Annotated in this window: 20 protein-coding genes and 1 pseudogene; 13 read left to right on the forward strand and 8 right to left on the reverse strand. The window is 53.3% G+C overall.

Features of this window, described 5'->3' with window-relative positions:
* Nucleotides 1-4 precede the first annotated feature (4 nt).
* From HALA3H3_RS24615 to HALA3H3_RS24625, 3 genes are read left to right on the forward strand one after another with little or no spacing between them, the layout of a single operon-like run.
* The gene (locus HALA3H3_RS24615; RefSeq protein WP_022519732.1) at nucleotides 5-1285 is read left to right on the forward strand and encodes a TRAP transporter large permease; all 1281 of its coding nucleotides are present in this window, start codon (nucleotides 5-7) and stop codon (nucleotides 1283-1285) included.
* A gap of 24 nt (nucleotides 1286-1309) precedes the next feature.
* Entirely contained in the window at nucleotides 1310-2908 is a 1599-nt protein-coding gene (gene ggt, locus HALA3H3_RS24620; protein ID WP_022519733.1) for a gamma-glutamyltransferase, read from the forward strand.
* Between the two features lie 25 nt (nucleotides 2909-2933).
* Entirely contained in the window at nucleotides 2934-3620 is a 687-nt protein-coding gene (locus tag HALA3H3_RS24625) for a TetR/AcrR family transcriptional regulator (protein ID WP_022519734.1), read from the forward strand.
* Between the two features lie 37 nt (nucleotides 3621-3657).
* Here the strand turns inward: HALA3H3_RS24625 and HALA3H3_RS24630 are convergent, their stop codons facing one another.
* Nucleotides 3658-4497, reverse strand: a complete 840-nt coding sequence (locus tag HALA3H3_RS24630) for an AraC family transcriptional regulator (protein ID WP_022519735.1) — start codon at nucleotides 4495-4497, stop codon at nucleotides 3658-3660.
* A gap of 107 nt (nucleotides 4498-4604) precedes the next feature.
* Between HALA3H3_RS24630 and HALA3H3_RS24635 the strand changes: the two genes are divergently transcribed.
* The 3 genes from HALA3H3_RS24635 to HALA3H3_RS26835 all read left to right on the forward strand — a co-directional run bounded on the left by HALA3H3_RS24635 (nucleotide 4605) and on the right by HALA3H3_RS26835 (nucleotide 7441).
* Nucleotides 4605-5414, forward strand: coding sequence for a sulfite exporter TauE/SafE family protein (locus HALA3H3_RS24635; protein WP_022519736.1), 810 nt, complete (start codon nucleotides 4605-4607; stop codon nucleotides 5412-5414).
* A 176-nt stretch (nucleotides 5415-5590) separates the two neighbouring features.
* Nucleotides 5591-6514 carry a bifunctional helix-turn-helix transcriptional regulator/GNAT family N-acetyltransferase gene (locus HALA3H3_RS24640; protein ID WP_022519737.1) on the forward strand — a complete coding sequence of 308 codons (924 nt, stop codon included), beginning with the start codon at nucleotides 5591-5593 and terminating at the stop codon, nucleotides 6512-6514.
* Between the two features lie 750 nt (nucleotides 6515-7264).
* On the forward strand, nucleotides 7265-7441 hold the full coding sequence (locus tag HALA3H3_RS26835) for an XRE family transcriptional regulator (protein ID WP_144410436.1): 177 nt from the start codon (nucleotides 7265-7267) through the stop codon (nucleotides 7439-7441).
* 154 nt (nucleotides 7442-7595) lie between these two features.
* Here the strand turns inward: HALA3H3_RS26835 and HALA3H3_RS26445 are convergent.
* Nucleotides 7596-7848, reverse strand: a pseudogene (locus HALA3H3_RS26445) (DDE-type integrase/transposase/recombinase); the annotation flags it as partial.
* Nucleotides 7821-8783 (reverse strand): LysR substrate-binding domain-containing protein, encoded by a 963-nt coding sequence (locus HALA3H3_RS24650; RefSeq protein WP_022519738.1) that lies wholly within the window; start codon nucleotides 8781-8783, stop codon nucleotides 7821-7823. The gene HALA3H3_RS24650 and the pseudogene HALA3H3_RS26445, both read right to left, overlap by 28 nt.
* A 101-nt stretch (nucleotides 8784-8884) precedes the next feature.
* Between HALA3H3_RS24650 and HALA3H3_RS24655 the strand changes: the two genes are divergently transcribed.
* Entirely contained in the window at nucleotides 8885-9880 is a 996-nt protein-coding gene (locus HALA3H3_RS24655; RefSeq protein WP_022519739.1) for a YeiH family protein, read from the forward strand.
* Between the two features lie 112 nt (nucleotides 9881-9992).
* On the opposite strand, the gene HALA3H3_RS24660 is transcribed toward HALA3H3_RS24655, so the two are convergent.
* Complete coding sequence (locus tag HALA3H3_RS24660) at nucleotides 9993-10580, reverse strand: recombinase family protein (RefSeq protein WP_022519740.1); 588 nt, start codon at nucleotides 10578-10580, stop codon at nucleotides 9993-9995.
* A gap of 744 nt (nucleotides 10581-11324) precedes the next feature.
* Between HALA3H3_RS24660 and HALA3H3_RS26990 the strand changes: the two genes are divergently transcribed.
* From HALA3H3_RS26990 to HALA3H3_RS24675, 3 genes are all read left to right on the forward strand, one after another.
* Nucleotides 11325-11513 (forward strand): hypothetical protein, encoded by a 189-nt coding sequence (locus tag HALA3H3_RS26990; protein WP_022519741.1) that lies wholly within the window; start codon nucleotides 11325-11327, stop codon nucleotides 11511-11513.
* 95 nt (nucleotides 11514-11608) lie between these two features.
* Nucleotides 11609-12433, forward strand: a complete 825-nt coding sequence (locus tag HALA3H3_RS24670) for a BglII/BstYI family type II restriction endonuclease (RefSeq protein ID WP_022519742.1) — start codon at nucleotides 11609-11611, stop codon at nucleotides 12431-12433.
* A complete protein-coding gene (locus tag HALA3H3_RS24675; RefSeq protein ID WP_022519743.1) occupies nucleotides 12430-13110 on the forward strand; it encodes an MT-A70 family methyltransferase in 681 nt (226 codons plus the stop codon). The genes HALA3H3_RS24670 and HALA3H3_RS24675 overlap by 4 nt, the downstream gene beginning before the upstream one ends.
* A 58-nt stretch (nucleotides 13111-13168) precedes the next feature.
* On the opposite strand, the gene HALA3H3_RS24680 is transcribed toward HALA3H3_RS24675, so the two are convergent.
* Nucleotides 13169-13573 (reverse strand): hypothetical protein, encoded by a 405-nt coding sequence (locus HALA3H3_RS24680; RefSeq protein ID WP_144410437.1) that lies wholly within the window; start codon nucleotides 13571-13573, stop codon nucleotides 13169-13171.
* Nucleotides 13574-13707: 134 nt separating this feature from the next.
* Here HALA3H3_RS24680 and HALA3H3_RS24685 point away from each other — a divergent pair, with 134 nt between their 5' ends.
* Nucleotides 13708-14061: a hypothetical protein gene (locus tag HALA3H3_RS24685; protein WP_053857100.1), complete on the forward strand. Its 354-nt coding sequence runs from the start codon at nucleotides 13708-13710 to the stop codon at nucleotides 14059-14061.
* Between the two features lie 288 nt (nucleotides 14062-14349).
* Here the strand turns inward: HALA3H3_RS24685 and HALA3H3_RS24690 are convergent, their stop codons facing one another.
* Entirely contained in the window at nucleotides 14350-15963 is a 1614-nt protein-coding gene (locus HALA3H3_RS24690) for a methyl-accepting chemotaxis protein (RefSeq protein WP_158414251.1), read from the reverse strand.
* Between the two features lie 255 nt (nucleotides 15964-16218).
* On the opposite strand from HALA3H3_RS24690, the gene HALA3H3_RS24695 reads away from it, so the two are divergent.
* Complete coding sequence (locus HALA3H3_RS24695; protein WP_144410438.1) at nucleotides 16219-16656, forward strand: hypothetical protein; 438 nt, start codon at nucleotides 16219-16221, stop codon at nucleotides 16654-16656.
* Nucleotides 16657-16877: 221 nt separating this feature from the next.
* Nucleotides 16878-17777, forward strand: coding sequence for a diguanylate cyclase (locus tag HALA3H3_RS24700; RefSeq protein ID WP_158414252.1), 900 nt, complete (start codon nucleotides 16878-16880; stop codon nucleotides 17775-17777).
* 77 nt (nucleotides 17778-17854) lie between these two features.
* Here HALA3H3_RS24700 and HALA3H3_RS24705 read toward each other — a convergent pair whose 3' ends face one another.
* The gene (locus tag HALA3H3_RS24705) at nucleotides 17855-18175 is read right to left on the reverse strand and encodes an EAL domain-containing protein (RefSeq protein ID WP_022519748.1); all 321 of its coding nucleotides are present in this window, start codon (nucleotides 18173-18175) and stop codon (nucleotides 17855-17857) included.
* Nucleotides 18176-18356: 181 nt separating this feature from the next.
* Entirely contained in the window at nucleotides 18357-18968 is a 612-nt protein-coding gene (locus HALA3H3_RS24710) for a GGDEF domain-containing protein (RefSeq protein WP_022519749.1), read from the reverse strand.
* Between the last annotated feature and the right edge of the window lie 7 nt (nucleotides 18969-18975).

Consider the following 18975-nt stretch of genomic DNA (forward strand, 5'->3'; position numbering starts at 1 on the left):
GAATATGGTCATCACATTCCTGGTGCTATTAGCTGTTTTGATGTTAGTGGGAACGCCCATCTTTATTGCATTGGCGGGTTCCGTCACGGTGGCGATGGGGAGCTTTAGCCATATTCCATTGGCGATCGTGGCTGAGCGATTGTTTGCCGGGTTGGATAAGTTCCCATTGATGGCGATACCCTTTTTTATTCTCACCGGTAGCTTGATGAGCGCGGGTGGGTTGTCGCAGCGTATCATCCGCTTGGCCAACTTGTTGGTAGGACGCTTTACCGGTGGTATGGGGATGACGGCGGTATCAGCGAGTATGTTTTTTGGCGCTATTTCCGGATCTAGCCCGGCCACGGTGGTTTCGGTGGGCTCATTGCTCTATCCGGCCATGCGCAAGGAAGGATATTCCGGTCAATTTTCGATTGGCGTGCTGGTGTCTGCCGGTTCATTGGGCATCATCATTCCCCCTTCGGTTGTAATGATCGTCTACGCGGCTGTCACTGGGGTGTCAGTGGGTGCGCTGTTCATGGCGGGGGTGGGAGCCGGTTTATTATATGCAGCATGCTTATTGCCTTACTGTTGGTACCGCGCCAAAAAGGACGGTGTCACTCCCGTGGAGCCGCCCAGTTGGGGCGAGGTTTTAGCAGGATTCAAAGATGCTTCGTGGGGGTTAGGGGTTCCTCTCGTCGTCTTGGGTGGGATTTACCTGGGTATCTTTACGCCCACTGAAGCCGCCGCTGTATCAGTGGTATATGCCCTGTTGGTCTCAGCCCTGATTTATCGTGAGAAGAGCTTTGCAGAGCTATTCCAAAGCATGATTGAAGCGGCGACCACAACGGCTCAGGTAATGATTATTCTCGCTGCTGCCTCGGTTCTGGCGTGGTTTCTTTCCAGTAATGGGCTAGCGGCCATGTTGGCCAACGCTATCCTGTCGTTATCCGAGAATCCGTACCATATCTTCCTGCTGATCAATGTGACGGTACTGATTGCCGGCATGTTCCTCGATGCTTCCTCCATCATGGTGATTCTCGCCCCCCTGTTTTACACCGTGGGTATGCGCGTTGGTATTGACCCTGTCCACCTAGGGGCAGTACTGACCGTGAATGGGGCGATTGGTATGTTTACGCCGCCATTTGGCCTCAACCTGTTTGTGGCGGGCACTATCAACGGCGTCGATTACGTCCAGGCGGTACGTGGTGCATTGCCCTTTATTGGCATTGCGCTGTTTGCCTTGATACTGCTGACCTATATTCCCGCGATCAGTATGTGGCTACCCAATATGGTGTATGGCGGCTAAACAGCCAGAATAAGGATGGTAGCAATGTCTATTAGCACAACTTCATCAGCGCTGGCGCATTCCCATGAGGGGGTCGTAACCAGCCCACATACACTGGCAACAGAAGCGGGGCTTGAGGTACTTCGTAAAGGTGGAAATGCGGTTGAGGCTGCGATCACCATGGGGGCTTGTCTGTCAGTGACTTGCCCGCACTTTACCGGTCTTGGCGGCGATGCCTTCATGATCATTGCGGATGCAAACGGTGGTGTGCAAACCCTGTCAGGCATTGGCCAGGCGCCACAGGCTAAGTTGGAACTGTCTGGCCAATTGCCTACGAGAGGGCCAGGTTCCATGTTGACGACGGCTGCCACGGTTGATACCTGGGGGCAGGCGCATGAGATTTCCCGTCAGAACTGTGGCGGCCAAATTGGCTGGGCAGCGCTGATGGAGCCAGCGATACAGCTAGCGAGGGAAGGCTTCCCGATAACGCCATCGCAGCGCTTCTGGCTTGATTTTCGTAGCGATGAGCTGTCGATGATGCCAGGCGTGCGAGAGCACTTTATGCCAGGCGGGAAGATTCCCCATGAGGGTGAAAAACTGTACCAGCCACAGCTGGCCGCTTCACTGCAGTCCATTGCGACCCACGGCTACCGGGACTTCTATGAAGGGCAGTTGGGGAAGAAAATCGCCGCTGGACTGGCAGCAGTAGGGTCTCCACTCACGGCCACTGATTTGGCGGCTACCCGAGCACGAGTAGAAAAGCCGTTGTCTGTTCCCTACCGTGGTGGCGAGCTGCTGGCCCATCGCCCCCCAACCCAGGGTATGACGACACTAGAGATAATGGGTATCCTGGCGCGTTTTGACCTCTCCAGGATCGAAGAGGGCAGCGCCGATTATTACCATCTGCTGGTGGAGGCGGTAAAGCGCGCTTTCCTGGATCGTAATAGCTACCTGGCTGATCCCGATTTCGCGTCGGTGCCTTGTGAAAGGTTGTTATCGCCTGCTCATCTTGATGCTGAAGCGGCAAAAGTGGAGGCGGGGAAAGCATTGGATTGGCCCTTCGCTTATCAGCATGGCGATACGGTTTATCTAGCGGCCGCTGATCGTTTCGGTAATGCCGTCTCCATGCTGCAGACGATTTATTACGACTGGGGCAGTGGTGTCAGTGTCGGTGATACGGGGATTTTGTGGCATAACCGTGGTGCCGCGTTCAGTCTTGATCCTGCTCATCCGAATGTGATTGCCCCGGGAAAGCGTCCTTTTCATACCCTTAACCCGGGTATGTATCGTGTCGATGGAAAGCCTCGTTTACTTTACGGTACTCAAGGAGCCGATGGACAGCCGCAAACCCTCGCTGCCGTGCTGACGCGCTTGATAGACTATGGCATGGATCCGCTCAGTGCGCTTAAAGCGCCGCGCTTCCTACTGGGGCGAACCTTTTCCGATGGACGTGACACGCTAAAACTTGAGCAGGATGCGGGAGCTGCTATTTTCGCTGAATTGACCCGGCGTGGTCATCAAATGAGCCCGCTACCCGCACAAAGTGCCCTGGCTGGCCATCCCGGCGCGGTCGTTATCGACCCGGCGAAAGGCTTTTACGCCGCTCATGACCCTCGCAGCGATGGCATCGCGTTAGGGCTATAGCACCAATAGAAACAAGGATGTGTACATGACAAAAAGCGATACGCTCGATGTGAAACAGAGTGCCCGTACCCGGGGAAAAAACCGCCGTAATGCTCATGAAACACGCGAGCGCCTGCTTCAAGCGGCGACTCAAGAGTTTTCCGAGCGCGGCTACGATGGTGCTCGCATGGAACGTATCGTGCGTGCAGCCGATTGTAATGTGCGCATGGTGTATCACTACTTCGATGACAAGGAAGGTCTTTACCTGACTGTTCTCGAACGAGTCTATGAGGAGTTGCGCGCCAAGGAGCAGGCACTCAATTTAAGCTATCTCGAGCCCGTTGCAGGTATGCGCGCGCTGGTCGAATTCACCTTCGATCATATGGCCGAGCATCCCGAGTTCACCAGCCTGGTGCGCAATGAGAACTTGCTGGGTGGGCGCATGCTGCGCAAATCGAGCAAAGTCGTCCAGCAAACGACGCCGCTCGTAGGCATGATCCGGGATACCCTAAAGCGAGGGGAAGCAGCAGGGTTATTTCGCTCGGCTGTAGACCCTACCCAGCTCTACATTTCTATTCTTTCGCTATCAATCATTCACATCAATCAACGCGACACGCTATCCATCATCTTCGAGCAGGATCTGGCTGACCCGGATTGGTTGATTGAGCGGCGTGCCCATGCGGTCGAGGTAATACTTTCCTATCTATGTGTTGAGTCCCGGGTGATTAAATAAGCGACAAGGACTATCTGCAGGGCTCCGAATACCTCATCTACTTGCCCATCTGCTGCATAAATTTACGACAGCAAACCAAGCCAGAACCGCCGCCTTCCTCCGGCGGGCGACTAGCCGCCCGAACAAAAGCGCTGGGAGATTGACCGAGCACCTTGCGAAACATACTGGAGAAAGCGGCTGGGCTGTCGTAGCCGAGTTCCAGTGCGGTTCGGGTAACGGAACTGCCAGACAGCAGCCTGGGAATTGCTGCCATCAGGCAGGCCTGTTGGCGCCATCGGCCAAAAGAGAGTCCAGTCTGCTGACGGAACAGGCGATTGAAGGTGCGCTGACTGCAATGTAACTGCCGCGCCCACTCCTCAGGAAGAGTGTGAATGCTCGGCTGGCCGAGGAACTCTCTGCACAGGCGGGCGAGCGGAAGGTCATGGGGCAGGGGGGCAAACAGTGGCAGGGCCTGAGCCTGTTCCAGCTCGTATAGGAGTAGTTGCGCCAGGGCACCGTCGCGGCCGTTTTCGTCATAGAGCGCGGGGATGTGGGCGGAAGCCAGCAACAGGTGATGCAGGAGAGGCGTCACGACTAGCACCTCGCAGTTGCGCGATGTGCGTGGCGCAACGTGGGGCTCGATATACAGGCTTCGGGTGCTCACCCCGTTCATGCGCACTTGGTGGCGCTTGCCCGCAGGTAGCCAGACGCCGCTGAATGGCGGCACCATCCAGGTGCCATCATCCGTATTAACTTCCATCACGCCGGTCATGCCATAGAGAAACTGGGCACGGCGATGGGTATGAAAGTCGAGGAGGGTGCCGGGGCGGTAGTCAGTGCCGATGGCCACCACGGGCCGTGCTACATGATCCACATCTGAAAGAGGTGTATTGAGCATTAGCGTTAACCTGGCTGAAACGCGTTGATGGTTGTCCGGATGACGAATGTCAGCCAATCCTCGCCAGCATATAGTGCCTGCTGTTTCGTTTCATCAGGAGAGTGCCGGTGTATAGCGTATTGCTACTTTGTGGCGGGGTGGCGGGAGTGACCACCGTATTGTTCGGTTTCGGTGGTGGGTTTGTGGTGGTTCCCTTGCTGTATACCCTGCTGATTTCCGTCCATGGGCCGGATAGTGGTATCGGTCAGGCGGCCATGCATATCGCGGTGGCCACCTCGACGGCGTTGATGGTATTTGCTGCTTCCCTGTCCACATGGCGCCACCATCTACGGCAGACCGTGCAGTGGCACCTGGTGCGTCCGCTGGTGGGCTATATCGCCGTGGGCGCCGTGCTTGGCGCGGCGGCTGCCGTGTCGTTGAGCGGGGAGTGGGTGCGCTGGGCGTTCATCGGCTATCTGGGCATCACGATTGCGGATGCCGCTCTGCGACCCGGTTTTCTGCATCAGGCGGGGAGTGATGTGCGTCCTATAGGGCGTGGGGTAACGGCGATGACGGGGACATTGATTGGTGCGGTGGCCGCCTTGCTGGGCGTTGGCGGCAGTGTGATGACCGTACCGCTCATGCGCCGTAGAGGCGCAAGTATGACGGCAGCTACTGCCATGGCCAATCCGTTGTCGTTGCCCATGGCGGTGAGTGGCACCGCGACGTATGTGTTGCTGTCGGCAAATCACCCAGCGTTGGGGGACTGGTATGCCGGTTATGTGGATCTGCGCGCCTTGCTGGTACTCGCAGTGGGCTCATGGCTCGGAATCCGCCTGGCATCGACCTGGATCGGACGCATTCCTGACCGTCTTCATGCCAGGGTGTACCTGCTATTGCTGACCATGGTGCTTGTGGTGATGGTTTTTGTTCATTGAGTGTTGCTTGCTTGGGAGATGCCTGTTTGGGAGATGTGTGGCGCTTGATATTCAGGTCGTCGCGCAGTCGAGTGAGCTTCGTTTATTTTGTCAGTAGTTTCTTATGAGATCTTGTTGACATGGTTGCCAAAAGCAATTAATTATGTGCTTAAGGCAACTAACTGGAGGCCTCTTCCATGGCCGCAGAACAACGCTTGCATGAGCGAGCTGGAACGGTGCGAAGCTTTAACCGTTTCTACACGCGTCAGATCGGTGTGCTGCACGAGCATTTGCTGGAAAGCCCATTCTCGCTAACGGAGGTTCGCATTCTTTATGAGCTGGCGCATCGGCCGATGCTTACCAGCTCGGATATTTGCCGGGAGCTGGGGCTCAATGCCGGTTACGTGAGCCGGGTGCTGAAAGGCTTCGAGAAGAAGGGGCTCATCACCAGGATCCCCTTGCCCTCCGATCGCCGGGCGGCGCAACTGCAATTGACTGATCATGGGCGGGAAACTTACCTGCCGTTGAGTGATGCGTCCCAGCGCGAAGTTGTTGCCATGCTCAAGCGGCTTTCGGAGCCTGAGCAACACCAGTTGATCGAGGCGATGCATCAAATTGAGAGCCTGCTTGGCGATACCGATTCGAACTACCTGCTGCGCGACCCGCAGCCGGGCGATATGGGATGGATCGTCCATCGGCAGGCGGTTCTTTATGCCCAAGAGTACGGCTGGAACAGTGAATATGAAGCACTGACAGCAGACATCGTCGCCAAGTATCTGCGTGATTATGACCCGCAATGGGAACGGTGCTGGGTCGTCGAGAAGCAAGGAAGTGTCGTTGGTTCCGTGTTCGTCGTTAGGGAGGACGAAGCGACCGCAAAGCTGCGGTTACTCTATGTCGATCCCTGCGCCCGAGGTCTTGGAATAGGTGGCCGTCTTGTCGATGAATGCCTAAGATTCGCCCGCCAAGCTGGCTATAAAAAAATCATCTTGTGGACCAACAGCGTTCTTATTGGTGCGCGAAAAATCTATGAAAGGGCGGGTTTCGAACTGGTTGAGGAAACGCCCCATCACAGCTTCGGCAAGGATCTTGTCGGTCAGGTGTGGAGCCGTGAGCTGTAGTACCCACGTTGCGAAGCATCGCTTTGCCTAGGTAAAGGCCGTATGCCGGACAACAGGGGGCGAGCGCAAACCTTTAAATGATATTGCTAATTTGCCACCGTGGCTCGGCAAGTTGTATGCGTTCAATGACCCAATCCACGAATGCCCGCACGTCAGTATATGTAAAATCTGCACGTAAAGAACGTAAATCATCTTATGCGATACGCCGATTTCCTGGGCTGGCCTGGAAGGCCCCTGAATAACCAGGATTACCTCCAGAATGGATAGCACTAGTGGGAGCCAGTCGAGAAGATAAATCGTGTAGTAACGGCCTTCAGTACCATCAAAATCATAGGCAATAACAAACGGGGTGAGTCTTTTGGCTATCTAATTGCCTCTTTAATGTTGGTTTTAGCGCTACGCATGACCGTCAGCCATAGCTGCATCAAGCTTTTTCTGCTACTGATTCTATTCTACCAAATTCCAGTTAGTATCTGGCTATATTATGAGCCGAATATAAACCATAATCGGCTCATCCTGTGAGCTGAATGGGCGAGGTGGTAGGTCTATGTATTTCTGCTCATCTTTCCTCAAAACTAGTGCCGCTTGCTCTGCACTAGCTCGTAATCTGCTAGGCTTAGTTCCATCTAATACTAAAAAACCATAGGCTTGCACAAAAGCTAGCCAGTCTTTGCACGCCGATTTTTCATGTAAAGCGTGATGCAGTGCCATGGTCGACATTTCCCGCGTGTTCGAGAAAGGAAGGCAATCATGATCGCTCCCCAAGATGGGCGTTTGCGGCTGGATCGCCAGCGCTTGAAGCAGCACCGCAAACGGCTGGGCTTTAGTCAGGAGGCGCTGGCCGAGTACTGCTTCGACCAGCGCCTATGCGTTTCTATTGCTTCGATTAAACGGGCCGAGAGTGGGCGGGCGGTGCTTTACCGATGATGGACAGCCCGGCGTGGCTGGTGAGGGTGCGGCGACTGGCACGGAACTTGACGTTGGGCATGGCACTATCTGGGTGAATGGCGATATTCGCTATATTGCCATGCAGTTCAGTAGGTTAGAAGCATTTCTGGGGGCTGGTCTCACGGATTCAGGTATCCAGCCATACGCTCTTCTGAGAGCCAAATAAACGCTTCATGATCGTCATAGTCCCAACAGTTCCCCTTGCGGCTCATGTAGGCCAGGATGCCGTTCTGGTACAGTCGTGTGCGATACGCACAAGAGGCGTACTGGCTGCCGCGACCCGAGTAATGGAATACGCCTCGAAGAAGTCGCCGGCGACCAACGGCCATCTCCAAGGCATCCAATTTGAGTGACGTCTTCATGTGGTTGGCCATGGCCCAGTGAATTGATCTAGTTGTAACGGACAACCCGGCGTGACCGTGTCAGACGTTTCATGATGTTCGATCAGATGCACCTTGAAGGCCTGCCATAGTGGGCTGCGATAGCGCTCAGGATGCCATATCAGCGAGAATTGCCGGGCCAGGAAGAGCTCGTTGGGCAACGCCACCAGCTCTCCCCGCTCAATCTCCCCGGCTACGCTCATCCGCGACAAACAGCCCAGTCCGAAGCCGGCACGCACAGCCTGCTTGATGGCCTCATGCTGGCTGAGTTCCATGCGCACGTGCAGGCGCTCGACATGGTTCTGAACAGCGGCTTCGAAGACTTCACGGGTTCCCGACCCCGGTTCGCGCAGAATCCATGCCGCTCCAGCGAGGTCGTTGTCATCGAGACTCTGCTTGGCGGCCAGCGAATGTCGAGGCGAGGCGACAATCACCAGACGGTCCTCACACCAGATATCACTGGTCAACCTCGGCTCGTGGCAATGCCCCTCTATCAACCCCAAGTCGGCATCAAAACGCAGTACGTCGGTGATCACCTCGCCGGTATTGCGCAGCCGCAAACGCAGGTCGACAGTCGGGTGCGCCTCGCAGAAGCTTCCCGCCAACGATGGCAGCAGGTAGGTGCCAATGGTGGCACTAGCCGAGACGTTGAGCGTGCCCTGCAGCCGTCCCTCCGGCTCCTCCGCAGCCACCATGAAGTCTGCCAGGCCATCCAGTAGGCGTTCGGCGCGAGGCAGAAGATGTCGCCCCATATCGTTGAGTCGCAGCCGTCGCCCCAAGCGCTCGAAGAGGTTACCCCCCAACTGGCGCTCCAGATCCGATAGTCCCTTGCTGGTAGCAGACTGAGAGAGGCTTAAGTGCCGAGCTGCGGCACTGACGCTACCGTCGCGAGCCACGGCAACGAAGACCTGCAGCTGACGGAAAGTGACGTGAGGAGTCATCTATAACCCCTATCGAAAAGGCATATTGCTATTAGTTGATAACCCTTAGATATATTTCCACATAGGCTGGCCTCAGATACAAGCTCAGAGGAAGCAAAGTCATGTGGCAAGGCCTGACACTCTGCACCATCCTGACCTTGGGCGGTTTCGGCCTGGCGCACCTTCCTGGGCTCGCCGAAAGCGGTATCAGTCCGCTGGTGTTCGCCCTTCTGCTCGGCCTGGTGGTCGGCAACCTCCCTCTGGCCTGCCGCCTATCCGGGGTGGCGCAGGGAGGGCTCCAGTTCGCGACCCGTTGGCTGTTGCGTGGGGGGATTGTGCTTTTCGGGTTGTCACTGACGGTACAACAGATCCTTGCCTTGGGCCCTCGAGTGCTACTGCTCGACCTAGTGGTCATCGGCAGCGTGCTGGTCATTGGCTACCAGGTCGGCACGCGGCTACTCGGCATGGACCGCGAGACGACCCTGCTCACCAGCGTCGGCAGCGCCATCTGCGGTGCCGCTGCGATACTAGCCACCGAGGCCGCGATACGCTCGCGGCCTGCCGCAGCGTCGATGGCGGTGGCCACGGTGGTACTGTTCGGCAGTCTGGCGATGGTGATCTACCCGCTTTTCTTTCCGCTGTCTGGCATGTCAGAAGGGCTTTTCGGCATCTACATTGGCGCCACCGTTCACGAGGTGGCCCAGGTGGTTGCCGCCGGCAACGCCGTAGGTCCCGAAGCGCTCGCGAACGCCGTGATCGTCAAGCTCGTACGGGTGATGATGCTGGTACCATTCCTGCTGATCGTCGGCCAGTGGTGGATGCGCAGCCAGCCAAGCGATGGCGCCTGCGCTACCGGCAAGCTGGTAATTCCCTGGTTTGCCTTCGGCTTTCTCGCGATGGTCGGCATCAACAGCGTGGTTAATCTACCCGAGGCATTACACCAAGCCCTGGTGTTGGCTGGCCAGCTCGCCCTAACCATGGCCATGGCTGCTCTGGGATTTGAGACACGACTGGAGAAGCTCAAGGCGCTCGGTATCCGCCCCTTTCTCCTAGCGCTTATGCTGTTCGGGTTGCTGTTACTGGGAGGTGGGCTCGCCAGTCAGCTGCTGATGGACTAATTTTCATTGGGCTATGGGCGTGGGGAAACGCAGCTAACTCACGTTGTCTTTACGCCAACCCGCCTTTTCAGGAAGACCTAGTGTCATTTTTAGAAGCCGACCGCACGGCGTGTCAGGAGCCGGTTGCACTGTGGCCTGGGCCATCGGGCTGGCTGGCCTTCAAGGCGGTATAGAGGGCCGTCTTGCTGACCTTGATCCGTGCGGCGGCCTCGCGGACGTTCAACCCATTGGCCAGGTGCTCCCTTGCCCGCTTCAGCTTGTCGTCGGTGACGACGGGCTTGCGTCCCCCTTTGCGCCCCCGGGCGGCGGCAGCGGCCAGCCCCGCCTTGGTGCGATCACGGATCAGGTCGCGCTCGAACTGCCCCAGGGCGCCGAATACATGGAAGATCAGCCGCCCACCGGGGGTGGTGGTGTCGATGGCTTCGGTCAGTGACCGGAAGCCGACACCACGCGCCTCCAAGGTGCTGACTACCTCGATCAGATGCGGCAATGACCGTCCCAGCCGATCCAGCCGCCACACGACCAGCACATCCCCGTCGCGTAGGAACTCCAGGGCCGCCGTCAGGCCAGGGCGTTCCGCCTTGGCCCCGGAGACGATGTCATCGAAGATTCGCTCGCACCCTGCCTTGTGAAGCGCATCGGTCTGCAAGGCGGAGTCCTGCTCCGCCGTCGAGACCCGCGCATAGCCGATCAGTGCCATGGACCGCCTTTTTGTCCGTTTATCCGTCCGCCTATCTTATTGTCCGAAAACCCATTAAACAAGACTATTCTCGGACACTGTCCGGCTTGGCCGCCTAATGATCGTTTTCCGGACAGGGCGATTTCATACGGCTCCTGATGGTCGAGTGATGAAACGACCCGAGATAAGCCTTCGTCGTTAGCACAACGAGGAAGTGACTGTTCAGCTTTCAGTGGCTGGGGGCAGGGACGCCACCAGGAGGAAGCGACGGCAGCCATAGGGTAGGGCTCCGTGGGCGGCACCGGCTGTCCAGCTTTTGGTTAGAAGCTGGACAGTGTGACGTACCACCAAAGGCGCTGCCAATCACGCGTACTGCGGGGCAAGAAAGGCCCCGTTTCGTGTGCACGACAAGGTTTGCGTGGATTCTTTACGCAAAACCGCCCCTCCAGGGGCTCCTGAAGGGGCGGTCAGCAAGCGTAAAGAAAATGACCATTTTTCTATCTTGTTGCACCTTGATTCGCCCACAGTGTTAGTGCATAGTCTGTGCAGCGCACAGCGAGGGAGCCGTGATGCAGCAAACGAATTTCACTTGCCGGGTGGATGCAGAGCTAAAGCAGGCGTTCATCAGAGCAGCAAAAGCCAACGATCGTCCGGCTTCTGTCCTGATACGGGACTTCATGCGGGAATACGTACAGAGAACGCTGGAAGCGCAGCAAGAGTCACTTCCGTTCGATGAGCGGGCAGCTAGCAGTGGGTGGGAGAAGCATGGTTACGAATGTCGATAGGGAAAACACCACAAAGGCAGCTCAGTGTGCAGCGATGCTATCAAGTGACCTGAAGGCAGTAGCAGCCTCTGACGACCCATTGTTGGCTGAGCTGGGCCAAGAAGCCCTGGAACTGGCAATCGCTCTGGAAAAGCGCTTGGAGCGGCTAGAGTCCCTAGTGAGCGAATAATTCAAGGTCGGCGAGGCAACCGGGTGAAGGCCGGAAACCTCGCCTTACCATCACCGGCCTAAACGGGAGGCTGATAATGGCAGCGGATACTTTACATGGAAAAGGATCAAGATCCAGGACAGCAAGGCGTGGATGTCGAAGCGCTGAGCCCCGCAGAAGCCTCGGCAAGCGATGTTGACCTAAAACCAGGGGCTAATGCTGATTCTCCGGCTGATATAGAGAAATATATCAGCGAAGAAGTAAGGGAGCTGTACGATGTATATAGCTATCGGCATGCTGCGGCCATTTTGTCTACCTCGTTCCCCGAAGAGCTAAAGGATATAGAGAGGGCTTTATTGGCTTTCAGGATTAGCAAGCGAGATATAGGCATGCCAGGCGGAAATGAATCTGACATGCCTAAAAAAGTCTCGCAAACATTGCGTCCAGCTGGATGGGTAGAAGCTCGCATCCAGGGAGACCTCTTGGTTAGAATGCAAGAATACAGTGAAGATTTTCTAGATGATGGAAAAGCTAGAAAAATCAAACATCCTGAAAAAGAGGCCAGAAGGATAGAAAATTTCATTGATGGTCATAAAATAGACTACGTGAAAGGCCGTGTAGCATTTGACCTTGAATGGAATAGTAAAGACCAAACCTTCGATAGAGATCTTTACGCTATGAGGGCATTCCATGAGTGCGGCCTTGTTAGTTTGGGCGTAATGCTGACTCGTAGCGAAAAATTAAATCCGGTTTTTGAAAAAGTCCCTCAGCTAGATAAGTCTGGGGATGAGGTTGGGAAGACTGTGCGAGCTAAATATGGCGCAAGTACAACCTGGATGGGAAAGCTCCTATATAGATTGAATGCTGGAAGGCATGGTGGTTGTCCAGTATTAGTATTCGGTATAACCCCGAAGCTAATCACAGATTGGGATGAAGAATGAGCAATAAAACGGTCGACACTTTAATTCCGCCAGACCCGGGCGTGGAATTGCTTGAAAAGCATAGCGGCAAGCGATTTTACACGATACTTGCTGACCCTCCCTGGCAGTTTCAGAACAGAACTGGGAAGGTGGCTCCTGAGCATAAAAGATTGAGCCGCTACGGAACCATGAATCTCAAACAGATTATGGATCTTCCTGTGTCTGAGCTTACAGAGGACACGGCCCATCTTTATTTGTGGGTGCCTAATGCACTTTTGCCGGAAGGCATCAAAGTTATGGAGGCATGGGGCTTTAAGTATAAAAGCAATATCGTGTGGCATAAAATCAGGAAAGATGGTGGCTCTGACGGACGAGGTGTAGGCTTCTACTTCCGCAACGTCACCGAGCTAGTTTTATTCGGCACTAAAGGGAAAAATGCAAGAACCTTGCAGCCCGGAAGGCGGCAGGTGAATTATTTGGCGACGAGAAAAAGGGAACACTCTCGGAAGCCAGATGAGTTTTACGACATTGTAGAGTCATGCAGTCCTGGTCCTTATCTTGAGCTATTTGCTCGAGGCCCAAGAGAGGGTTGGTCTGTTTGGGGAGATCAATCGGAAGAGTATTTCCCTAGCTGGGACACATATTCCAACCATTCGCAATCAGAAAAGATTGCTATCGAAGCCATGCCAATAAAATAAAAATCAAACAACAACAGCCCGGAAAGACCGGGCTGTTGTTATATCGATCAAAGCGCTTTCACAAAGAAACAGGAAAGCACTTTTTTATAAGTCTATCCAGTTTAAAATCACGCACCCTTTGGGGGTTAATGAGAAATACGCTTTCTTTCTCCCATTGTTTTGCACCGATTTTGTGAGGGTGAAGACTAAGGCTTGGAATTATCTTTTTCCACTCCACGTATATAGAATCATTTCTTATATCCTTCACCTTCCCTGCGGCTCTAACAGTGGCGCTACTATCAATAATATTGAAGTTTGCCAGAATTATTACCGCACCGACTTTCATGTCAGAAACTATACTCTCAACCGAGTTGTGCCTTCCTTCACCAAGAGGGTTAAACCCAGGGAAGGTTGCTATTTCCGATTCTAGAACATATTTCAAAGAATTTTCTTCGTAAGCGAAGCGCCAAACCTGGGTGCTCATCCAAATTTTCACATGTAGGATTAATGAACCCCATATTCTACTACACCCAAACGTTAATTTGAAGATCATTTCAATCAATCTATGTTTAAAATATAATGATCCATTGCTATTTTAATCAACCCGGAGAGATGAAAATGCTTGACATAACAGCGCTTGCAACCAGCATAAAGTCAACGTTTGATCTTGCAAAATCAGCTAAAGATGTTAACGACCAAGCCCGAGCAAACGCAGCTATTATTGGTATCATGCAGCAGCTTATGGAGGTTCAATCCACGCTAAATTCCACTCAAATAGAGAACAGGGAACTCCTTGAGCAAGTGGCCAAACTGCAATCCAAACTTAATGATAATAAGCGCTTCGATGACTATCGAATGGAGCGCACTCCAATGGGGGGATATATCCTCACGCTCAAAGAGAAGGGTATCCGGATTATCTGGTTGGTATGCGAGAGAGAAAGGTGGCCGAGGCCTGGGTGCGGTACTTGCTGAGGTACTATGAGAAATCCGGGCTAGGCCTTCCGCCAACTACTGAAAGGCAAATTCTGCTCTTTTATTTGCCATGTTTTCACCCCCGTTGTTTATTATTCGCGCGCGGCAAACGAGGTTCTTACTAAGTTCAAGATGGCAGAAAAGTAATCATAGGTAAATATTATTAGCCATCTCATCCTAAAGTTTTATTCATTGTTTAGCAGAAATATTGTGTTACGCCGTATTTGGCCACCTATTCAATGATGGTTCAGGCTCATCCTGGCGCCTAAAGCTGGCTTGCGGGATGCATTAACACGATTCGCTTTGTGGCTGCGGTAATAAGGCAGATCTAACGGTTCCACTTTCACTGCTAAGCTTGAAAGCGTCCACTAAACTACTGAGACGGCTTGCCTCTTGCTGGAGGGAGGCCGCTGAGTCACTAGATTGTGAAACAAGTGCGACGTTTTGTTGAGTCGCAGAATCCATTTGTGTGAGTGCCGCCCCGACCTGCTGTATACCCGCTTCCTGCTCGCGCACGGCGAAAGAAATCTCGTTCATCAAGCCTGAAACCTGTCGGATTGCTTCTACCGTTGATTGAATAGTCTCGCCACTACGCACCGCCTGCTCAGCGCCACCCTCTATACGTTGGCTAATTTCTTCAATTATTTGACGAATTTCTTTCGAAGAACCGGAAGTCCGGCCGGCTAAGTTACGCACCTCACTAGCCACTACGGCAAAGCCTCTGCCATGCTCCCCTGCTCGCGCCGCTTCTACCGAAGCGTTTAGTGCAAGAAGGTTCGTTTGGAAAGCGATAGAGTCAATCACATTGACGATTTCACTGACTTGACGTGAACTCGCCTCTAGTTCGCGCATTAAGGCCACCGAGTGCTGCACCTCTTGGATACTTTTTTCGGCTTTTTCGGCAGCTTGGCTTGAAAGCATGTCAGCATTGTTAGCCGATTCGCTGTTCTGACGCACAATTGAGGACATTTCCTCCATACTGGCAGCCGTTTCTTGTAATGCAGAGGCTTGTTGTTCTGTTCTTGATGCTAAGTCTTCACTGCCAGAGGCGATCTCGCTCGACGCTTGGTTAACATTGCGTGCACCGTCGCGCACAGCCCCAAAGCTTTCGTCCATACGGGCAATAAACGCATCAAATTCGCGAGCCATCTCCCCTATCTCATCTCGCCGCTGACTAGCTATACGTGCGGTCAAATCTCCACCGCCCTCGGTAATATCTCGGATTCGCCTACTGACTTGTCGAATGGCTCGGGACATAAGGTTAGGACCCATTAAAGCAATGACTAGAGTGATTAACAGTACCAACGCAGTGAACCCCATCACCCAGCGTTGCTGGGCAGCCACTGCGGCCAACGTTTCCTGTTCAAGGGCGAGCCCACGCTCATCCGCATTTTCGCCCGCAATATTATAAAGCGCCCTTAAGGACTCAAATGTTACTAAGGAGGCCTGCTCCATTTGGGCTTCAGCGGCGCCAACGTCGCCACTTTGATGTAGATCAAATACGCTTTGAGACGCGGCTTTCCAGCTATCAAAGCGTGCTTCGAAGTCGTTAAGGCCATTGATTGCTTGGGGATACTCATCAAGTAATACTAGAAAGTCATGCATCCTATCGTAAGCCTGCTGAGCATTTTCCTGAAAAGCTGCATATTGTTCAGCGGCCCTTTCACTGTCGGGAGACGCTCGCAGTAATTCAAGCTCAGCCAACCGGGCTTGATTAAGGTCACGGTCAGCGTTAAGCACTGCAGAAACAGCAGGGTTGAAGGAGCCGCTAAATGCCTTCATACGATCACGCATGGTGTGCACCAGTAGGCTTTCGACGACCACAACTGCCAATAATGCTAAGGCGACCAGTATGAAAGCGAGGGAGTATTTCACATTTATCTTATTCAGCTTTTCCAGCATGGCATCACCCATTTACAATTATTATTTGTGCCCCATCCGTGGCTGATTAATTTTACAAGGTATGATTTATTATCGGCCATGACTATAAAATATTTAAGTAGCCGTTGCCCTAGACGCTTCTGCTACAGACACGGTATGTTTCAATAAAAATAATGAAGGGTTTCGGACATGCTAATGCTAGCTTCTATACCAAGAGCCATCACTACGGTAGCCCTCACTGCTTTTTTGTATGCAGCGTCTAGCCAAGCGGCCGAAGTGACGTCAAGTATCCTTTCACCATCAACCGATGAATCACCTGTTTTCACACTGCATACCGCAGAAGAAAGCCAGTCAATCAGTCGGTCTCAGATTGAGAAATCATCTCTGTATGAGGTATCACTACAGCATTTTGAAGGGCCGCAGGGACGTTTTGCGGGTGTCTGGTTGGATGACTTCCTAGAGGGCGAAGGTATCGAGGATTTAGCAACGTTACGTTTCGTTGCCCATGATGATTACACGACCTTCATAACGCCTGCCGACCGGGCAGCCAAACGCTATCTTCTCGCCACGAGACTGGACGGCCATTCACTGACGCGGAATGAATTCGGCCCTACGATGCTACTCATTCCCGAAGATGCTGAAGCCGTCGAGGCAGGCACCGTGAGCATGACCTCATGGATATGGTCGATTAAAGACATCTACCTACAACAATGAAGCTGCAATTTAATCGGTCACTTGGGTGGCAACTAGGCCTTGGGTTCACTCTATTAGCTGGTATTTGCGCTATAGCAGCAGGGGTTTACCTATACCAGGTACGCCAGCATCTGGGATCAAACTATACAGCCCTTGTGGCTGATGTCATACGCCCGCAGCTGCATACTGTTCTGCTGCACTCCGCTTTGGATGAATTCCGCGAGCGCCCACAGGATAGCGAAATGATAGAGCGCTTCGACAATTTGCTTTGGCGCATTCCGCAACATATAGAAGGTGTGAACTTTGGGCTCAGCAAAATCCGCTTCAGACCAACCGATTTTGCAGCTTCTTTAAATCGCTTGCAGGGCGTAGCAGAGAGGTTGCCGGACTTACGTCAGGCACTGGACAAGATGGTAACGGGTGGGCCTCCTGATGACTTACTTCAACAAGGCTTCGCCATTGAAAACGATCTGGCTCAAGCATACAGCAGGCTCAGTGACCTCTTACATTCTGAAGCTGCCAAACAACGCGTGGCGATGGATCGTCTTGCGATAGGCATCGCCCTCTTGATACTGGTAATTCTGCTTTTGGTAGGTGGCCTGATGCTTGCATTAATTCGCTTGCATTATCAGCACAAAAAAGTACTCAAACTCAGCCTGATGGATGAACTGACTGGGCTTGGCAACCGCCGTTACATGCTTAATTTCACTAACTTCTTATTCGAGCAGAGCCAGCACAGTGGACTCCCCTTAAGCGTTGCCCTGCTTGATCTTGATCACTTCAAGCGCGTGAATGACAATTATGGACACCCTGCGGGCGACCAGGTACTCCGCGCCTTTGCCGACGCATTAATCAACGAAGTTCGAAAGGCCGATGTCGTTGCTCGCATTGGTGGTGAAGAATTCTGCGTACTCATGCCTGATACCGAGGCAAAAGGCGCACTAGAAGTGGTTGAACGAATACGCCTGCGAGTCTCAGCGCTATCGCATCAAGAGCTTGGTGTGCCCGTTGCCGTGACGGTGAGCCTGGGGTTGGCTTCTTCCGATAATCACGACACTACGTTTGAACATCTTTACGCCCGCGCTGATCAGGCTCTTTACGAAGCCAAGACCAATGGGCGTAACCGGGTTGTTGTAGTCTAACGTCATGTTTGAATTTAAACAGCAACTCCGGTAGGGCAATAACGCCATCTTTCGGCAAAGATTTGGAAAAGAAAGCCTTACAGCCGATCACATTGACGGTGGACCAGATCCGGCTGTTGATCGCGATTTTCAATACCCTCAGCGACCACGACCAAGCTCAGTTGATGCGCCATAATAATGATCCCTTGCTCATTCGCTGCATTACGTGTGTCGGTAGTAATGTCCTTAATGAAAGCCAAGTAAAACTTAACCTTGGGTATCGGCTGATCACGCAAGTAGCTGAGACTGGAAAAGCCGGTGCCAAAATCATCCAGCGTCACTTTAATGCCCATCGCTTTCAGCTGATTGATCAGATCAATTGCCTGCTCAGCACCGTCGAGTAAAACGCTCTCTGTCAACTCGATTTCCAGCCGTTCGTTAAGATACCCAACACCTTAAACGACTGAAACGCGAGCTAGCGAGTATCTATGCACTTCGTGGTGAAACAAATTGCCAGCGAGTCGCTTCGGGGGTTAGCTTTTTGCTAGAGTCTGGCGACCTCTCGCCTTAATATGTCTAAAAAACGAGTTGCGGGTTTTCTTAGGCACGCTCAGGGGCAGATAATGGATCCTCTAGCACAATGCAATCCCTTCCCTGTTCCTTTGCTTGATAGAGTAATTGGTCGACTACGCGTAACCGTTCTTGCAGATCGCTGGTATCGCCCAACGCACAAATCCCTATACTTGCCGTTACATAGAGCGGTTCGGTTATATCGGCTAACATTGGCTTTTCGGCTAATAACTGACGTAAACGTTTAGCAGCTTGATGCGCCTCGCCTGCAGTGGTGCTAGGCATTAACAATATAAACTCTTCACCACCCCAGCGGGCTAGAACATCCGCTTGACGTACAATCGAAAGGCAGCGTTGCGCAAACCGCTTAATCACCTTATCGCCCATGGGGTGCCCATGGGTATCGTTAATTTGCTTAAAGTTGTCGATATCGATCATCAGTAGTGCCGCTGGCCTGTCACCGCGTTTAATTAACGCCAAGGTACTGCGCAGCCGTCGCTCGAATGCCCTACGATTGAGCAGCCCGGTGAGTGCATCAGTTGCGGCCAGGTTAGCCATTTTACGCCGAGCATTCTCCAGCTCAGAAATCAGACGTTTTTGCTGCTGATGGGATCGCATCAACGCTAAATGCGCCATTCCCATAGGTATT

The organism is Halomonas sp. A3H3, from assembly GCF_000982975.1.
Taxonomy (GTDB): Bacteria; Pseudomonadota; Gammaproteobacteria; order Pseudomonadales; family Halomonadaceae; genus Vreelandella; species Vreelandella titanicae.

Bases quoted from the DNA above. Each gene is read 5' to 3' on its own strand.
- HALA3H3_RS24615 (WP_022519732.1), top strand. From the start codon at position 5: ATGGTCATCACATTCCTGGTGCTATTAGCTGTTTTGATGTTAGTGGGA.
- ggt (WP_022519733.1), top strand. From the start codon at position 1,310: ATGTCTATTAGCACAACTTCATCAGCGCTGGCGCATTCCCATGAGGGG.
- HALA3H3_RS24625 (WP_022519734.1), top strand. From the start codon at position 2,934: ATGACAAAAAGCGATACGCTCGATGTGAAACAGAGTGCCCGTACCCGG.
- HALA3H3_RS24630 (WP_022519735.1), bottom strand. From the start codon at position 4,497: ATGCTCAATACACCTCTTTCAGATGTGGATCATGTAGCACGGCCCGTG.
- HALA3H3_RS24640 (WP_022519737.1), top strand. From the start codon at position 5,591: ATGGCCGCAGAACAACGCTTGCATGAGCGAGCTGGAACGGTGCGAAGC.
- HALA3H3_RS26835 (WP_144410436.1), top strand. From the start codon at position 7,265: ATGATCGCTCCCCAAGATGGGCGTTTGCGGCTGGATCGCCAGCGCTTG.
- HALA3H3_RS24650 (WP_022519738.1), bottom strand. From the start codon at position 8,783: ATGACTCCTCACGTCACTTTCCGTCAGCTGCAGGTCTTCGTTGCCGTG.
- HALA3H3_RS24655 (WP_022519739.1), top strand. From the start codon at position 8,885: ATGTGGCAAGGCCTGACACTCTGCACCATCCTGACCTTGGGCGGTTTC.
- HALA3H3_RS24660 (WP_022519740.1), bottom strand. From the start codon at position 10,580: ATGGCACTGATCGGCTATGCGCGGGTCTCGACGGCGGAGCAGGACTCC.
- HALA3H3_RS26990 (WP_022519741.1), top strand. From the start codon at position 11,325: ATGGTTACGAATGTCGATAGGGAAAACACCACAAAGGCAGCTCAGTGT.
- HALA3H3_RS24670 (WP_022519742.1), top strand. From the start codon at position 11,609: ATGGAAAAGGATCAAGATCCAGGACAGCAAGGCGTGGATGTCGAAGCG.
- HALA3H3_RS24675 (WP_022519743.1), top strand. From the start codon at position 12,430: ATGAGCAATAAAACGGTCGACACTTTAATTCCGCCAGACCCGGGCGTG.
- HALA3H3_RS24680 (WP_144410437.1), bottom strand. From the start codon at position 13,573: ATGAGCACCCAGGTTTGGCGCTTCGCTTACGAAGAAAATTCTTTGAAA.
- HALA3H3_RS24685 (WP_053857100.1), top strand. From the start codon at position 13,708: ATGCTTGACATAACAGCGCTTGCAACCAGCATAAAGTCAACGTTTGAT.
- HALA3H3_RS24690 (WP_158414251.1), bottom strand. From the start codon at position 15,963: ATGCTGGAAAAGCTGAATAAGATAAATGTGAAATACTCCCTCGCTTTC.
- HALA3H3_RS24700 (WP_158414252.1), top strand. From the start codon at position 16,878: ATGATAGAGCGCTTCGACAATTTGCTTTGGCGCATTCCGCAACATATA.
- HALA3H3_RS24710 (WP_022519749.1), bottom strand. From the start codon at position 18,968: ATGGGAATGGCGCATTTAGCGTTGATGCGATCCCATCAGCAGCAAAAA.